The organism is Maritalea mediterranea (assembly GCF_021568695.1).
Lineage (GTDB): Bacteria > Pseudomonadota > Alphaproteobacteria > Rhizobiales > Devosiaceae > Maritalea > Maritalea mediterranea.
Genome location: NZ_JAKGTI010000001.1, coordinates 916,521 through 931,191, shown reverse-complemented (window position 1 = coordinate 931,191; position 14,671 = coordinate 916,521). Strand labels below are relative to the sequence as shown.

General features: G+C 54.1%; 13 protein-coding genes. 8 read left to right on the top strand and 5 right to left on the bottom strand.

Annotated features, from left to right (window positions below):
- The first annotated feature begins 85 nt into the window (after positions 1-85).
- From L1I42_RS04515 to L1I42_RS04495, 5 genes are all read left to right on the top strand, one after another.
- On the top strand, positions 86-1,567 hold the full coding sequence (locus L1I42_RS04515; protein ID WP_439651487.1) for an ABC transporter substrate-binding protein: 1,482 nt from the start codon (positions 86-88) through the stop codon (positions 1,565-1,567).
- A gap of 56 nt (positions 1,568-1,623) precedes the next feature.
- Positions 1,624-2,577 (top strand): ABC transporter permease, encoded by a 954-nt coding sequence (locus L1I42_RS04510; protein ID WP_236113293.1) that lies wholly within the window; start codon positions 1,624-1,626, stop codon positions 2,575-2,577.
- Positions 2,577-3,437, top strand: coding sequence for an ABC transporter permease (locus L1I42_RS04505; protein WP_236113292.1), 861 nt, complete (start codon positions 2,577-2,579; stop codon positions 3,435-3,437). Before L1I42_RS04510 ends, L1I42_RS04505 begins: the two co-directional genes overlap by 1 nt.
- Positions 3,424-5,004, top strand: a complete 1,581-nt coding sequence (locus L1I42_RS04500; RefSeq protein WP_236113291.1) for a dipeptide ABC transporter ATP-binding protein — start codon at positions 3,424-3,426, stop codon at positions 5,002-5,004. The genes L1I42_RS04505 and L1I42_RS04500 overlap by 14 nt, the downstream gene beginning before the upstream one ends.
- A gap of 80 nt (positions 5,005-5,084) precedes the next feature.
- The gene (locus L1I42_RS04495) at positions 5,085-5,645 is read left to right on the top strand and encodes a hemerythrin domain-containing protein (protein WP_236113290.1); all 561 of its coding nucleotides are present in this window, start codon (positions 5,085-5,087) and stop codon (positions 5,643-5,645) included.
- On the opposite strand, the gene arsC is transcribed toward L1I42_RS04495, so the two are convergent.
- The 3 genes from arsC to bglA form a co-directional block, all read right to left on the bottom strand.
- The gene (gene arsC, locus L1I42_RS04490; protein ID WP_236113289.1) at positions 5,642-6,043 is read right to left on the bottom strand and encodes an arsenate reductase (glutaredoxin); all 402 of its coding nucleotides are present in this window, start codon (positions 6,041-6,043) and stop codon (positions 5,642-5,644) included. The two genes, L1I42_RS04495 and arsC, sit on opposite strands and share 4 nt — an antisense overlap.
- A 149-nt stretch (positions 6,044-6,192) precedes the next feature.
- Positions 6,193-7,194 carry an ABC transporter ATP-binding protein gene (locus tag L1I42_RS04485; RefSeq protein WP_236113288.1) on the bottom strand — a complete coding sequence of 334 codons (1,002 nt, stop codon included), beginning with the start codon at positions 7,192-7,194 and terminating at the stop codon, positions 6,193-6,195.
- Between the two features lie 20 nt (positions 7,195-7,214).
- Entirely contained in the window at positions 7,215-8,870 is a 1,656-nt protein-coding gene (gene bglA, locus L1I42_RS04480; protein WP_236113287.1) for a beta-galactosidase BglA, read from the bottom strand.
- A 212-nt stretch (positions 8,871-9,082) separates the two neighbouring features.
- On the opposite strand from bglA, the gene L1I42_RS04475 reads away from it, so the two are divergent.
- The 3 genes from L1I42_RS04475 (at position 9,083) to L1I42_RS04465 (ending at position 12,459) form a co-directional block, all read left to right on the top strand.
- Positions 9,083-10,156 (top strand): LacI family DNA-binding transcriptional regulator, encoded by a 1,074-nt coding sequence (locus tag L1I42_RS04475; RefSeq protein ID WP_236113286.1) that lies wholly within the window; start codon positions 9,083-9,085, stop codon positions 10,154-10,156.
- A gap of 134 nt (positions 10,157-10,290) precedes the next feature.
- Positions 10,291-11,340, top strand: a complete 1,050-nt coding sequence (locus L1I42_RS04470; RefSeq protein ID WP_236113285.1) for an SH3 domain-containing protein — start codon at positions 10,291-10,293, stop codon at positions 11,338-11,340.
- Between the two features lie 207 nt (positions 11,341-11,547).
- Positions 11,548-12,459: a DMT family transporter gene (locus L1I42_RS04465; RefSeq protein ID WP_236113284.1), complete on the top strand. Its 912-nt coding sequence runs from the start codon at positions 11,548-11,550 to the stop codon at positions 12,457-12,459.
- Positions 12,460-12,495: 36 nt separating this feature from the next.
- On the opposite strand, the gene L1I42_RS04460 is transcribed toward L1I42_RS04465, so the two are convergent.
- Positions 12,496-13,638, bottom strand: a complete 1,143-nt coding sequence (locus L1I42_RS04460; RefSeq protein WP_236113283.1) for a carbohydrate ABC transporter permease — start codon at positions 13,636-13,638, stop codon at positions 12,496-12,498.
- On the bottom strand, positions 13,638-14,636 hold the full coding sequence (locus tag L1I42_RS04455) for a carbohydrate ABC transporter permease (RefSeq protein ID WP_236113282.1): 999 nt from the start codon (positions 14,634-14,636) through the stop codon (positions 13,638-13,640). Before L1I42_RS04455 ends, L1I42_RS04460 begins: the two co-directional genes overlap by 1 nt.
- Positions 14,637-14,671: the final 35 nt, after the last annotated feature.

The window sequence follows — 14,671 nt, the reverse complement described above, 5'->3', positions numbered from 1 at the left end:
CCGTATGGTCAAATAAATATTTCGCGCGCTCCCTTTTCAGATTGCCCGCTTCTCCTATAAAGATAAGAAAAATCTATGGGAGCGAATATCCGTGAAAAATTCTGCGCTTCACCTTGCGGGCCTTTTGGCCGCAACCTTGTTTTCCTCAACCACGCTGGCTGATGAACTTCGTCTTGGGTTGGTGCTGGAGCCACCTCACCTTGACCCTACAGCAGGGGCGGCCGCTGCGATTGATGAGGTGGTTTATGCCAATCTGTTTGAGGGCCTCACACGCATTGACCAGAATGGTGCCGTGCAACCTTCCTTGGCGACCGACTGGACCATTTCTGAGGATGGCACGCGTTATGAATTTACGTTGAAAGAAGGTGTGACCTTCCATGATGGTACCAGCTTTGATGCGGAGGACGTGAAATTTAGCCTGGATCGCGCCCGCGCTGAGGACAGTGTGAATGCGCAAAAGGGCATTTTTGCCCCCATCACCAAGGTTGAAGTGATGGCGCCGAACAAAATCGCTATCGAGATTGCCAGCCCGCAAGGGAATTTCCTGTTCAATCTGGGCCGCGGCGATGCGGTGATTGTGGCGCCGGAAAGCGCTGAGACCAATCAGACCAACCCTGTTGGCACCGGTCCCTTCAAATTTGTGGATTGGCAACAAGGCTCCAAGGTGATTTTGGAAAAGAACCCGGATTATGTCGGCAATGACGTTTATCTGGACCGGGCGATCTTCACCTTTATTTCAGATCCGAATGCGGCGCAAAATGCGATGCTTGCGGGCGAGTTGGATGGCTTTGCGAATTTCCCTGCACCAGAAACGCTTGAGATTTTTGAAGCCGATCCGCGCTTTGATGTGGTGGTTGGCTCCACAGAAGGTGAGACCATCTTGGCCACCAACAATAAGGCCGAACCGTTCAATGATTTGCGCGTGCGTCAGGCCATTGCCCATGTGATTGATCGTCAAGCGATCATTGATGGGGCGATGTTTGGTTATGGCACGCCAATCGGCACCCATTTTGCGCCACACCATCCCTATTATGTGGATTTGCTCGACACCTATCCACACGATGTGGCGAAGGCGAAAGAATTGCTGGCGGCAGCAGGTTATGAGAATGGCTTTAAAGCCACCTTGAAATTGCCACCGCCAACTTATGCGCGTCGCGGCGGCCAAATCTTGGCTGCGCAATTGCGTGAGATTGGCATTGAGCTGGAACTGATCAATGTGGAATGGGCACAATGGCTGGAAGATGTGTTCACCAAAAAGGATTATGATCTGACCATTGTCAGCCATGTGGAGCCTTTTGATATCGGGATTTACGCCAATCCGGACTATTATTTCCAATATGACAATGCAGATTTCCAAAAACTGATTGAGGAACTCAACGTCTCCACAGACGAAGCCCGCCGCAAGGAATTGGCGCAGGAGGCCCAAAAGATTCTCGCTGAAGATGCGGTGAATGGGTATTTGTTCCAGCTGGCCAAAACCGGGGTGTGGGATGCGCGCCTTTCCGGCATGTGGCCGAACTCACCGGTTGAGGGCAATGATCTGACTCAGGTGAAATGGGCCGACTGATCGACCCCGGATAAGTTGCGCTTGACAAAGCTGGGCAAAATCAGCCCGATACGCCCATGGTTGGCTATTTGATACAAAGATTATTGGGTGTCGCACTGACCTTGCTGGTCGCTGCGGCGCTCATTTTTTTTCTGCTGGATGTGCTGCCCGGTGATCCGGCGCGGTTCATGCTGGGTATCAATGCATCCGACGAGGCGTTGAACGCCCTGCGCCAGCAATTGGGGCTGGACCAGCCTGCATTTGTGCGATTTGGCCAATGGCTCATGGGCCTATTCACTGGCGATTTGGGGATGAGCGCCAGCCAGCGTGCCCCTATCGCTGAGTTGATCCTCGAGCGCATGCAGCTTAGTCTGCCGCTCGCCTTTGGCGCACTGCTGCTGTCCACGCTGATTGGTTTGCCCTTGGGGATTTTTGCTGCACAGAATCAAGGCAAGTTTGGCGATGCGGGCCTGATGGGCTTGGCGCAGATTGGTATCGCGATCCCCAACTTCTGGTTTGCCATGCTGTTGGTGGTTGTGTTTGCGGTGACACTCAAATGGCTGCCGCCCGGCGGGTTTGTGCCCTGGGCCGAAAACCCGACCGCCGCCTTCCGCGCCTTGATCCTGCCGACCATTGCCCTCGCCTTGCCGCAAGCGGCGATTTTGGCGCGGGTGATGCGCACCTCGCTGGTGGATGTGGCACGGCAGGACTTTATCCGCACCGCCCGCGCCAAGGGCTTAAGCAAAAATCAGGCCCTTTGGCGACACGGGGTCCGCAATGCCCTCTTGCCAGTGATGACCATTATGGGCCTGCAATTCGCCTTTTTGATCGCCGGCACCATCATTGTTGAAAATGTGTTTTACCTGCCCGGTCTTGGCCGGTTGATTTTCACCGCCATTTCCGCCCGCGATCTATTTGTGGTGCGCAGCGCATTGCTGGTGCTGGTCGGCCTGGTCGTCATCATCATGTTTCTGGTGGATTTGCTTTATGCGCTGGTTGATCCGCGCTTGAAAAAACGGGCGGGCAACTGATGCGCGTGTTTAAGCAATTTGCCAGCAATTTCCGACACCCCAGCTTTGCCATTGGCTTTGTGCTGAGCGCCGTTCTGATCGTGCTGGCTCTCCTGTCGCTCGTGTGGACACCGCACCCCACCAATGGCGTCAACATCGCCGCCCGCTTTGGTTCGCCGTCACTTCAACATGTGATTGGCACGGACTTTTTCGGCCGCGACATTTTTTCCATGTTGATGGCGGGGGCGCTCACCAGTTTGCGGGTGGCGGTTTTGGCGGTGGGCATCGGCATGGTGGTCGGCGTGCCGCTCGGCCTGTTGGCCGCTGGGCATGGCGGATGGTTGGAGCGATTGATCCTGCGGCTCAACGATTTTGTGTTCGCCTTTCCCGCCATCATCACCGCGATCATCATAACCACCCTGTTTGGTCCCAGCGCCATCAATGCCATGATCGCCATTGGCATTTTCAATATCCCCGTATTTGCGCGGGTGGCACGCGGTGGTGCCCTCTCCATCTGGACGCTCGACTATGTGGACGCGGCACGCCTGTCGGGCCTGAAAGTGTGGCAGATTTCAGTGCGGCATGTGTTGCCCAACATTTTGAGCCTGTTGATTGTGCAAGCGACCATCCAATTGTCTTTGGGCATTCTGGCCGAAGCCGGGCTTTCCTATATCGGCCTTGGCACCCAGCCGCCGGAAACCAGCCTTGGCCTCATGTTGAAGGAGGCGCAGAGCTTTTTCCTGGCCTATCCGATGCAAGCGGTGTGGCCGGGCCTCACCATCATCATCTTTGTGATGGCGCTCAATCTGATGGGCGATGGGTTGCGTGACCAGATGGACCCGAAATTGAGCAAAGCCGGAGGCATCAATGTCGCTGGCTAGTCTTGATCATCTCTCCATTCGTTTTGGCGATCGGGAGGTTTTGTCCAACATCAATGTGCAGATTGAAGCCGGGGCGCGTGTCGGGCTTGTGGGAGAAAGTGGATCGGGCAAAAGCCTCACCGCGCTCAGCCTGATGAATTTGCTGCCTGAGAGCGCAGAAGCCTCGGGCGCGCTCCAATTGAATTTTGGCCAAGCTGCAAAGATCGATGCAACGCAGTTAGGTGAGGATTTGCCTTTCCCCTATCGCGGGGCACAGATCGGCATGGTGTTTCAAGAACCCATGACGGCGCTGAACCCGTTGATGCGCATTGGCGATCAGATTGGTGAAGTGCTGGCGCTTCATCGCCCCGACCTCAACACCAAAGCCCATATTGGCCAGTTGCTGGAAGAAGTGGATTTGCGCGCCGACATGCACCGGCGCTATCCGCACGAGCTTTCAGGTGGCCAGCGCCAACGGGTCGGGTTGGCCATGGCGCTGGCGGGTGAGCCGGAGCTATTGATCGCTGACGAGCCGACCTCGGCCCTGGATATGATCACCCAGCGCGGTGTGATCGATTTGATCAAGCGGATCGCCAGCGCCCGGCAAATGGGCCTGCTGTTTATCAGCCACGATCTCGGCGCCGTGGCCGCGCTTTGCGATCAGATCTATGTGCTGGAAAAAGGCAAATTGGTGGAGCATGGTGACAGTCAGGCCATTTTGAGAAATCCGCAACAGCCTTACACGAAACGCCTTGTTGCCGCGGCAAAGCCGACAAAACGGCCCGAATTCAAACGCCCGGCGCAACGCGTGCCGTTGCTTGAGATTGACGGGCTGACCCGGCAGTTCAAGCAAAAGCGCTATTTCTGGCAGTCCCCCGATATCACCACAGCAGTCGATCAGGTCAGTTTCGCGCTGCATAGCGGTGAAACGCTGGGGCTAGTGGGGCCGTCCGGTTGTGGCAAAACTTCTCTGTCGCGCATGGTGGCAGGGTTAGACCCAGCGCAAGGCGGCAGTGTGCAGTTTGACGGGCACCGCTTTGGTCATGGCGTTGGCCCCATTCCAGTGGCGGCCCGGCGCGAAATCTCCATGGTGTTTCAAGACCCGTTTGGCAGCTTTGACCCGCGCATGCGGATGCAGGACGCCTTGCTGGAACCGTTGCATTTGATGCCGGAGCTGTCAGCGGCCCAAAAGCAAGAGCGCGTGCATGAGGCCGTGCAGCGCGTTGGCTTATCCATCGACATGCTGCATCGCTATCCCCACGCTTTTTCCGGCGGTCAGCGCCAGCGTTTGGCTATCGCCCGCGCCATGGTGCTGAAGCCGAAATTGATGATTTTGGATGAGCCGGTTTCCGCCCTTGATGTGTCGATCCGGGGTGACGTGTTGGCCTTGTTGCATGATCTGCAGGAGAAATATGGCATGGCTTATTTGTTCATCAGCCATGATTTGGATGTGGTGCGGGCGGTCACAGACCGGGTGATGGTGATGGACCACGGCAAAATTGTTGAGCACGGCAAAGTTGAGGATGTGTTTGATCATCCACAGGCGGCGATCACAAAAAAGCTGCTAGACGCCCGATTATCAATCTGAGGACACTGTTCGAATAAACTGAACAGTCTTCTGCCATCGGGCCCGCTCTAAAAGCTAAATCTGTTTGATATAACGCCTTTATGGACAAGAGTATTATCATTCCCGACGATTCGACCCGCCCCAAGGCGCCTGATTTTGGCCAGCTTTCTGAGCAGGAAAAACAGCCCATGCGCCATCTGCGCGCGATTCATGAGCATCATCGCCGCAATATGCGCATGATGCGGACGCTGCTTGAGGGCGTGCGCAAAGGCGATACCAGCGCCTCAGAATTTCACGCGCAGATTAAAGACAATCCGATTTTCCAGAATTATCAGATTTTCGGCAATCTGTGCGGCCAGCACTGCCAGATGGTCAATGGCCATCACCAGATTGAAGATATGCATATGTTCCCAGCGCTTGAGGGGCGGCAAGCTGCGCTTGATAAGGTGGTGAAGCGGCTGCGTGAAGAACATGAAGTCGTGCATGCCTTGCTCGTGCAATTGTCAGATGAAGCAGCGAAACTGATCGATGACCCAAGTGACGCACAGTTTGAACGCACTGTTGAGGCGCATGAAAAGCTGGAGACTTTGCTGCTGTCGCATTTCGGCTATGAGGAGGACGAGGTCGGCCCTGCCCTCGGGCATTATAATCTGCCGGTTTAAAGTTGCACCACTTGCCCATCTTCTTTGGTGAAACTGCCATATAGCGGCGTCTTCAGCAGGTCCAGCACCTTTTCTGAAGGTCGGCACAGGGCCGCGCCGTTTTCAGAAATCACAATCGGCCGATTGATCAGAATGGGATGCATCATCATGGCATCGATCAATTGATCTTCGCTGAGCGTTTCATCCTCCAGCCCCAACGCATCGTAAGGCGTGCCCTTCTGGCGCAAAAGACCGCGCGCCGGCATCCGCATCTGCACCAGCAGCATTTCCAGCTCTTCTCGCGTGGGTGGGGTTTCCAGATAAAAGACGATGTTGGGCTCTTCGCCGGTGCGGCGGATCATCTCCAGCACATTGCGCGAGGTGCCACAATTGGGATTGTGATAAATCGTAACGGTCATTTGCGCCTCCTGATCCTGACACAGCGCCAGAATCGCACAGCTAGATGACAGCTACGCGACAGAAGGCTGCCCCCCCCCCAAAAAAAAGAACCCGGCCATTGCCGGGCTCAAAGTTGGCTCAATTGATCGAGCGGGGAGGATTGTTTAACTCAGACAGGCTGTCCATCCTGATCAAAGCGATGGATATATTCTGGGCGGGTTTTGATCTCGACCTTCTCGCCATAGCCAAGGGGTGCGTTGCCATCGCGGCGCACCACCAATGGCTCTTCTTCACCGATATTGATGTAGATATAAGTGTCGGACCCCAGCACTTCGGTGTGCATCACCGTGCCGTTGAAATCGCCATTGGCGTCGACAATATCGAGGTGCTCGGCACGCACGCCGACCGTGTGGGCGTTGAAGGGTTTGGCCTGCTCACCTTGGATAAAGTTCATTTTGGGGGAGCCGATAAAGCCTGCCACAAACAGGCTGTTGGGCTTCTCATAAAGCTCCATGGGCGTACCTACCTGTTGCACCACCCCATCTTTGAGCACCACGATCCGGTCGGCCATGGTCATGGCTTCCACCTGGTCGTGGGTCACATAGATCATGGTGGTGTTGGGCAGGCTATTTTTCAGTCCGGCGATCTCCATACGCATTTGCACGCGCAGCGCTGCATCCAAGTTGGACAGGGGCTCATCGAACAAAAACACTTTCGGGTCGCGCACAATGGCGCGGCCAATGGCCACCCGCTGGCGCTGACCGCCGGAGAGCTGTTTGGGCAAGCGATCCAGATAATCGGTCAGTTGCAATTTTGCTGCGGCAGATTCTACCTTTTCTTTGATTTCCGCCTTTGGCAATTTTAACAGCTTGAGCGAATAGGCCATATTGTTGAACACATTCATATGCGGATAAAGCGCATAAGACTGGAACACCATGGCGATGCCGCGCTTGGACGGCGCCACATCATTCACCACCCGGCCATCAATGCTCAACTCGCCGGAGCTGATGGTTTCAAGCCCCGAAATCGTGCGCAGCAAGGTGGATTTACCACACCCGGATGGCCCGACAAACACGACAAATTCGCCGGTTTTGATGTCTAGATTAATGTCTTTCAAAACATGAACTGGACCATAGGATTTGTTCAAATCCTTGATGGTAATATCAGCCATGATCCCCTCCTCCCAAAGGTTTAGCCGTTAATGCCGATAAAGGCACCAAATGGCGGTAAGTGCAGCCCGTTCTTTTCTCGGGTTGCGTCATGTGGCCAAGCGCTATCTTGCACCTTGTCCAAATCCAGCGCAAATTGTGCGGGCTGATCGGACATGTTGAACACGCAAATCAAACGCTCCTCAGCATCGGCGCGCTCAAAATACAGAATCTGGTCGGTTGCTTGTAACTGCTCAATCGCGCCGTTTCTTAAAGCGGGATGCTGCTGGCGGAACCGCAAAAAGTCGCGATAAAGCTGCAACGTGCCGTGATCCGCCTGTTGGTCCACCGCCAGCTCCTTGTGGGCGCGTGGCACGGGCAACCAGGTCTTGTTGGCAATACTGAAGCCGCCGTTGGGGCCGTTTTTCTGCCACACCATGGGTGTGCGACACCCGTCACGCCCCTTAAAGTTTGGCCAAAACTCAATGCCATAGGGGTCGACGAGATCCTCAAAGGCAATATCGGCTTCCGGCAAGGCCAGTTCTTCCCCCTGATAGATGCAGACCGAACCGCGCAGGCACAACAGCAACATTGCGCTAAGCTTGGCCAAGGCTTCACGGTCCCGTTCACCCGCCCATCGCGAAACGTGGCGCACCACATCATGGTTGGAAAACGCCCAGCACGGCCAGCCATCGGTGACGATTTCTTCAAGTGCCTTAATGCGGTCCGCAAAATAGGGCGCCTTGAATTCGCCGCCCAAAAAGTCAAACGTATAAGCCATATGTAGCTTATTGCCGCCGGACGTATATTCGGCCATCAATTCCAATTGCCGCTGGGCATCACCAATCTCGCCCACCGTGGTGATGTGATCATATTCGTCCAAAACCGCACGCAGGTCCCGCAAAAAGTCCACATTTTCCGGTTGGCTTTTATCGAACTGATGGTCTTGCCAATTATAAGGGTTCACCGCCGGTGCAATGGTCGCGTTGATCTGATCTTTGGGCAGGGCTGGATTATCGCTTAGCGATTTGTTGTGCACATAAAAGTTTACCGTATCTAACCGGAAGCCATCCACCCCGCGGTCCAACCAAAATCGCACTTCGCTCAACAGCGCTTTGCGCACGTCCGGGTTATGAAAATTCAAGTCCGGCTGAGAATCGAGAAAGTTGTGCAAATAATACTGGCAGCGACGCGGGTCCCAGGTCCAGGCGGAGCCTCCAAAAATGGACAGCCAATTGTTCGGCGGCGAGCCATCGGGCTTGGCATCGGCCCAGACATACCAATCGGCCTTTTCATTGGTTTTGTCCTGACGGCTTTGCTCAAACCAATCGTGCAATTCCGAGGTGTGGCTGATCACCTGATCGATCATGACCTTTAAGCCCAGCCGGTGGGCCTTGTCCAACAGCTGGTCAAAATCTGCCAAAGTGCCAAAGATCGGGTCGACATCGCGATAGTTGGACACGTCATAGCCAAAATCTTTCATCGGCGATGTGAAGAAAGGCGAGAGCCAGATGGCGTCGACGCCCAAATCGGCAACATAGTCGAGCCGGTCGGTGATGCCGCGCAAATCGCCAATGCCATCACCATTGCCGTCCTGAAAAGACCGGGGGTAAATCTGATAGATGACCGCGCCGCGCCACCAATTTTTTTGTTTTTGCCATTTGTCGCTGGCGTTATTCTGCAAGGCGAAGGTGCTCATCAAATACCTTTGTTCTTGTCGTCGATTCTTTAGCTTTGCCCCTGCCCGTCAATCTGATTACCGATGGCGCAAAACTGTTGGTATTTCTTTTTCCAAAACGTTTTGGTAGACTATTTTTAGCGGGATAATATTGCCCTCGTCAACCGATTGTTGAAAGTTCGATCTGGAAAATTACTGATTGACGACAATCACAGGCCGGGAATCGAAATTTTATGCAGGAAGATGGTCCAACAGGACGTGATCGGGAACAGATCACCATCAAGGATCTGTCGGCGGCCCTCGGGCTGTCGATCACCACAATTTCGCGCGCCCTGAATGGCTATTCTGATGTGAGCGCCAAAACCCGTGAGCGGGTGCAGCAAACGGCGCGGGAAATGGGGTACACCCCAAACCGCAACGCGCAGCGGCTGGTCACGCAAAAGTCGCACTCGCTGGGATGGATTAAGGGCGATGGGTCGCAACACTTTGTTGATCCCCACTTTGTGGAGGTGTTTGCCGGGGTGCTGCGTGAAGTGAAGCATTATGATTATGATGTGGTGTTTGCCTCGGGGGCGGAACAGGAAATCATTTCGCTTTATCAGCGCTATGTGAATGATCAGAGTGTGGACGGGTTTATTCTGGAACTGCCGCAACCTGACGATGTGCGCATCGACTATTTGTTAAAGACCGACCTGCCCTTTGTGGTACATGGGCGCGAATCGCGATCTGATCAATATTCCTGGGTGGACATTGACAATTTTGGCCTGTTTGAAACGCTGACCACGGTGCTGCTGGCAGCCGGACACAAACAGATTGCCTTTATTAATGGCGACGAGCACTATTCCTTTGCTGTGGAACGGCGTCTCGGCGTGCAGTCGGCCTTTCAAAAGGCGGGACTTTCTGAAGGTCTATCGGTCTATAACGCGGTGCACCCGATGGTGCATGCGGGCTTTCAGCTCACGCAAAAGGCACTTGAGAATCCTGATATCACCGCGATCATTTACTCCTCGGCTGTGATGACAGTGGAGGGCCGGGCGGCCATTGAAGCGTCCAACCGCACTGTTGGTGAAGATCTCGAGATCGCCACGATGGATGACGAGTTGCGCCACGTGGATGTGCGGCATCTGGAAGGGTTGATTAGTTTTGTACGCGCGCCCCTTAATGATAGTGGGCATGCACTTGTGCGGCAGTTGATGAAACGCATTCAAAACAAGGGTGGCCCCAGCGGCGAATTGGTGCCCGGCCGGTTTAAATTAAGGCCACACTTGCCCGCTCATTTGATCCCCGACCACTTTGTGGTGGAGTAGCGTCCCTCCTTTTTAGTAAAATTTTACATAAAGATTTTCCAAACTTTGCGTTCAGGAAACATTCAGGCACATTTTGCTTTCTTGCCAACCAAGGTTACTGTCAATGCTGGCAGCTTTGGAAATGGGAGAGAGAAATGACCTTTAAACAACTGATGACAGCAGCCGGATTTGCTGCAACTACTTTTATACTTTCAACTGCGGCAGCCTACGCAACTTCCGCAAAATCCACCACCGCCTTAAATGTGCGCAATGGACCTGGCACGTCTTTCAGCGTTGTTGACACGCTCACACCAGGGGAAGTGGTTGAGGTGAATGAATGCGCGGAAAATGGATGGTGCTATATTGAACATGAAGGGCCTGACGGGTGGGTCAGCTCAAACTATCTTGAGCCCGCCAGTGGTGGCCCCAGCGGAGGTGCCGCGGAAGATTGCAGCTTCTCTTTCAATATTGGATCTGGCGGCCCGAGCCTCAATATTAATTGCGGCGGCAGCAGCGGCGGTGGTTCACCAACACCAACCCCCACACCTGATCCCGCGCCCCCTTCTGGCAATGTGGCCTGTTTCTATACCGGATCAAACTTTACGGGCAGCGAGTTCTGCCACGGCCCAGCCGTACTCAATACGCTGGACGGCACATTTAACGACAATATTGCTTCTGTGAAATTGCATGGCAGCGCCAAAGTGCGCTTGTGCCGCAATGCAAATCTGAGTGGCCTTTGCAAAAACTACACCAGCAGCCAGACGCATCTGCCCGTGGCCATTCGCAATAAGGCGTCGTCCTTGCGCATCTTCACCGGCTTTATTCCGGTGCCCTTGCCCACACCGACGCCTACACCGCCTGTGACCCACTCAACCGGGCCGATCAATTTGAAGTCCAGCTTTATGGCCAATCTGGACAATGGCAATGTGGGCAGTGCCGGCGCCGACATCTGGTACCATGCGGTCAACCCAGTGGAAAAATATATCGAACCCCGCAATGGCGCAAAACTGGCGCTCGGCGACAGATCCAACCGTGGATACAATGGCTGTAAAACCGAAAGTTTTTCCAGCACACCAATCTCAATCTGGGAAATGCCCGTCGGATCGTATGTCTGTGTCAAAACTAATGAGGGCCGCATCTCACAGTTCCGCCTGAACGGCTATGCGGGCACCACCATGAAGCTGGGCTATACCACCTGGCAATAGGACCCATCAGGGTAACACAAACGACAGCCCGGCCGATTGGCCGGGCTTTTTATGCGCAACTCGCGCCATGTGATGATGAAAAATCGCGATTACACGTACTCCCGTTGCTTGCCATAAGCCTTGAATATGCTGATAGTGGTCTTCTTGCCGCCCGCAGGCATATCCCTCCTTAAGATCATCCGCTGATCGCACACTTCTGGGTTCAAAATGAATATCCGTTTACTCGCCATTCTGGCCGGTTTGAGCACCATTGGCATTTATGCGCTGCAGTTTGTCGGCGCACGCTTCAGTCTTACGGACGTGGGTGAGACGGCGCGAATGACTTCCACAGACTTGACGATTGTTCGCATCATCGCCTCGGGTCTTTTCTTTTTGCCTATTGTGCGGCAGCGCCATGTGCGCGCCTTTGTCCGCCTGGGGTGGAAACGGATCATTGTACTTACCTTTTTGGCCGGTGCACCTTATCCCTTTCTGATCAATATTGGCCTTGATTTCACCCCCGCTGCTCATGCGGCAGCCATATTGCCCTCGTCGGTTGTGCTGTTTTCTTCGATCATTGGCATGCTGGCGTTTAAAGCTCCGGTATCGCTTCAAAGCCGCATCAGCCTCATCCTGATCGGCGGCGGCATGGGGTTGTTCGTTTGCTATGATCTGTTGTTTGACCCCTGGGCCCTGCCCGGTGATCTAATCCTTTTTGCCGTTGGGGCCGGATTTGCTTATTTCAGCCTTACCGTGCGTGACGTTCAAATTGACCCGTTGGCGGTAACCGCTGGCGTTGTTTGGTGTTCCTGGCCGTTGATGGTGCCGATGTTTTTGGCCATGCCCAGCAATTTACTGGTGGCTTCTTCTGCTGAAATCCTCTCCCAAGCCATCATCCAAGGGGTCTTATCTGGCGCTATCGCTCTATTTTTGACCACTTTCGCCGCGCGTCACCTCGGTTCGCAAACTGCCTCTTTATTTTTAGTGGGGATTCCAATTGCAACGGCGCTGCTTGGGGCGGTCGCGCTGGGCGAATATCCAATTCCGTTGGAAATGGTTGCACTGTCTTTTATGGCCATTGGCATCGGCCTGCCCGCAACGCGTTTTTTATGGTTACATTATAAATCGGCCCGGCGCTGAACGCCGGGCCGTCTATTCTTGGCATAGATGCTTACTCTATCCGCCTTTGACCGACCCGGCCAGCAGGCCGCGCACGAAATAGCGTTGCAAGGCGAAAAATACGATCAGCGGCACAATGATGGAAATAAAGGCCCCGGAGGTGAGAATTTCCCAATTGTCGCCGCGTGAGCCGATCAGCTCGCGCAACCGGCCGGTCAACACCAATTGTCGATCGTTGTTCCCGAGGAACACAGTGGCCACCAGCAGATCATTCCAAACCCAAAGGAACTGGAAAATGGCAAAGGACGCCAATGCCGGGAAAGAAAGTGGCAACACCATGGTGGTGAAGATATTGAAGTGCGACGCACCATCCATGCGCGCGCTCTCCATGATTTCTTTTGGCAGGCTGGCCATATAATTGCGCAGCAAATAGATCGCCAGCGGCAGGCCAAAACCGGTATGGGCCAGCCAAATGCCCAGATAGGATTTGCTCTCCGCACCAAAGAGCGGCATCACGCCATTATAGAGCCGCAGGATCGGGATCAGCGACATTTGCAGCGGCACGACCAACAGACCGACGACCAATGCGACCAATATGCCCCGACCCGGAAATTGCATCCATGCCAATGCATAGGCTGCAAAGGCCGCAATCAGGATTGGAATAATGGTGGCCGGGATCGTCACCGTGAAAGAGTTAATGAAAGACCGGCCAATGCCTTCACTTTCCAATACTTCCTCATAGTTTTCGAGCGTGAAGCGCGGTGGGGTGGCTGCAATATAGAGCACACGCTGCCCGCGGCTGGTTTCGAAAGGCTCGTCCGACACCCAGCGATAGCTGCCATCTGCATTTACGGTCAGCGCAGTGCCGTTTTTCAACGTGATTGTATCACCCGCCTTGTTGTCGTTATAGGTGTTGTTCGTGACCCCAAAAAACTGAATTTCTCTGCCGGCCGCATCGCCGTCAAAAAGATCCCCGGAGATCACATATTGTCCATTTTCCTGCACTTGGATGTCGGCAGTGCCCGTACGGGCCTGGTCGGTACGCTCGGTCGTCGTCAGCGCTGACCACCAGCCAGAAACGGACAGTTGATCCTTATCCCGCACAGAGGACACCAGCAGGCCAAGGGTCGGCAGCGTCCACACCACCACCAGAAGCAGCAAGATCAAATGGGTGAAAAAGCGTGAAAGATCCATCCGCATTAGCGTGTCCCCTCTTCTTTGCTGGCCTGGCGAATGTTCCAAATCATGATGGGCAGCACAGCGATCATGATCACCAAAGCAATGGTGGAGGATCGCCCGAAGTCCACGCCACGTACCATCCAGTCAAACATCAGATTGGCCAGCACTTGCGTGTCCCATTGACCGTTGGTCATGGCCAACACAATATCGAACACCTTGAGCACCAGGATTGTAATTGTGGTCCACACCACCAGAATGGTGGGGAAAATTTGCGGGATCATGATGTTGAAGAAAATCTGCACATCGTTGGCGCCATCAATCCGCGCGGCTTCCAAGGTTTCCTCGGGAATGCCCCGCAGCGCGGCCGACAGGATTACCATGGCGAAGCCGGTTTGAATCCAGATCAGGATGGCCATCAAAAAGAAATTGTTCCAGAACGGAATTTGTATCCAAACTTGCGGCTCAAAACCGAGCCCTTGCACAATCGCGTTTAGAATGCCGATCTGCTCACTGTCGCCACTGCGATAATCATAAACAAATTTCCAAATCACGGAGGCGCCGATGAACGAAATGGCCATGGGCAAAAAGATCAGGCTTTTGGCAATATTGCCCCACCATAATTTGTCGGCCATCACGGCGATCACCAAGCCAAAGGCGGTGGCGCAGGACGGCACCACAATGAGCCAGAGCAAATTGTTGAACACAGATTGTTGGAAGTTGGGATCGCCCAGCGCCCAAACAAAGTTTGAGATGCCGACGAACTCAGCGCCGCTGGCATTATAAAAACTCAGGCGGAACGTCTCAAAAACCGGATAAATCAGATAGAGAGAGAGGAAAAACAAGGCTGGGAACAAAAACACCCAAGGCCGAATGGCAGCGCGTCTATTTTCTCTGTTCGGTGTGGCATTCTCCCCGCCCAACAAGCGGTCCAGCACCCAGTTCGCACCCCAAAAATAGATAACACAGGCAGCAACCCCCAAGATCACGGTTTGGGTTGCGCTCAAAATCTGCGCAATCATTTTGCTCCTCCCTCAATAGCAAAACGAACATTTAG

What these genes read in the sequence shown, in the direction of transcription:
- L1I42_RS04475 (WP_236113286.1), top strand. Translation starts at nt 9,083, where the DNA reads ATGCAGGAAGATGGTCCAACAGGACGTGATCGGGAACAGATCACCATC.
- L1I42_RS04500 (WP_236113291.1), top strand. Translation starts at nt 3,424, where the DNA reads ATGTCGCTGGCTAGTCTTGATCATCTCTCCATTCGTTTTGGCGATCGG.
- L1I42_RS04495 (WP_236113290.1), top strand. Translation starts at nt 5,085, where the DNA reads ATGGACAAGAGTATTATCATTCCCGACGATTCGACCCGCCCCAAGGCG.
- L1I42_RS04460 (WP_236113283.1), bottom strand. Translation starts at nt 13,638, where the DNA reads ATGCGGATGGATCTTTCACGCTTTTTCACCCATTTGATCTTGCTGCTT.
- bglA (WP_236113287.1), bottom strand. Translation starts at nt 8,870, where the DNA reads ATGAGCACCTTCGCCTTGCAGAATAACGCCAGCGACAAATGGCAAAAA.
- arsC (WP_236113289.1), bottom strand. Translation starts at nt 6,043, where the DNA reads ATGACCGTTACGATTTATCACAATCCCAATTGTGGCACCTCGCGCAAT.
- L1I42_RS04510 (WP_236113293.1), top strand. Translation starts at nt 1,624, where the DNA reads ATGGTTGGCTATTTGATACAAAGATTATTGGGTGTCGCACTGACCTTG.
- L1I42_RS04505 (WP_236113292.1), top strand. Translation starts at nt 2,577, where the DNA reads ATGCGCGTGTTTAAGCAATTTGCCAGCAATTTCCGACACCCCAGCTTT.
- L1I42_RS04455 (WP_236113282.1), bottom strand. Translation starts at nt 14,636, where the DNA reads ATGATTGCGCAGATTTTGAGCGCAACCCAAACCGTGATCTTGGGGGTT.
- L1I42_RS04465 (WP_236113284.1), top strand. Translation starts at nt 11,548, where the DNA reads ATGAATATCCGTTTACTCGCCATTCTGGCCGGTTTGAGCACCATTGGC.
- L1I42_RS04485 (WP_236113288.1), bottom strand. Translation starts at nt 7,194, where the DNA reads ATGGCTGATATTACCATCAAGGATTTGAACAAATCCTATGGTCCAGTT.
- L1I42_RS04470 (WP_236113285.1), top strand. Translation starts at nt 10,291, where the DNA reads ATGACCTTTAAACAACTGATGACAGCAGCCGGATTTGCTGCAACTACT.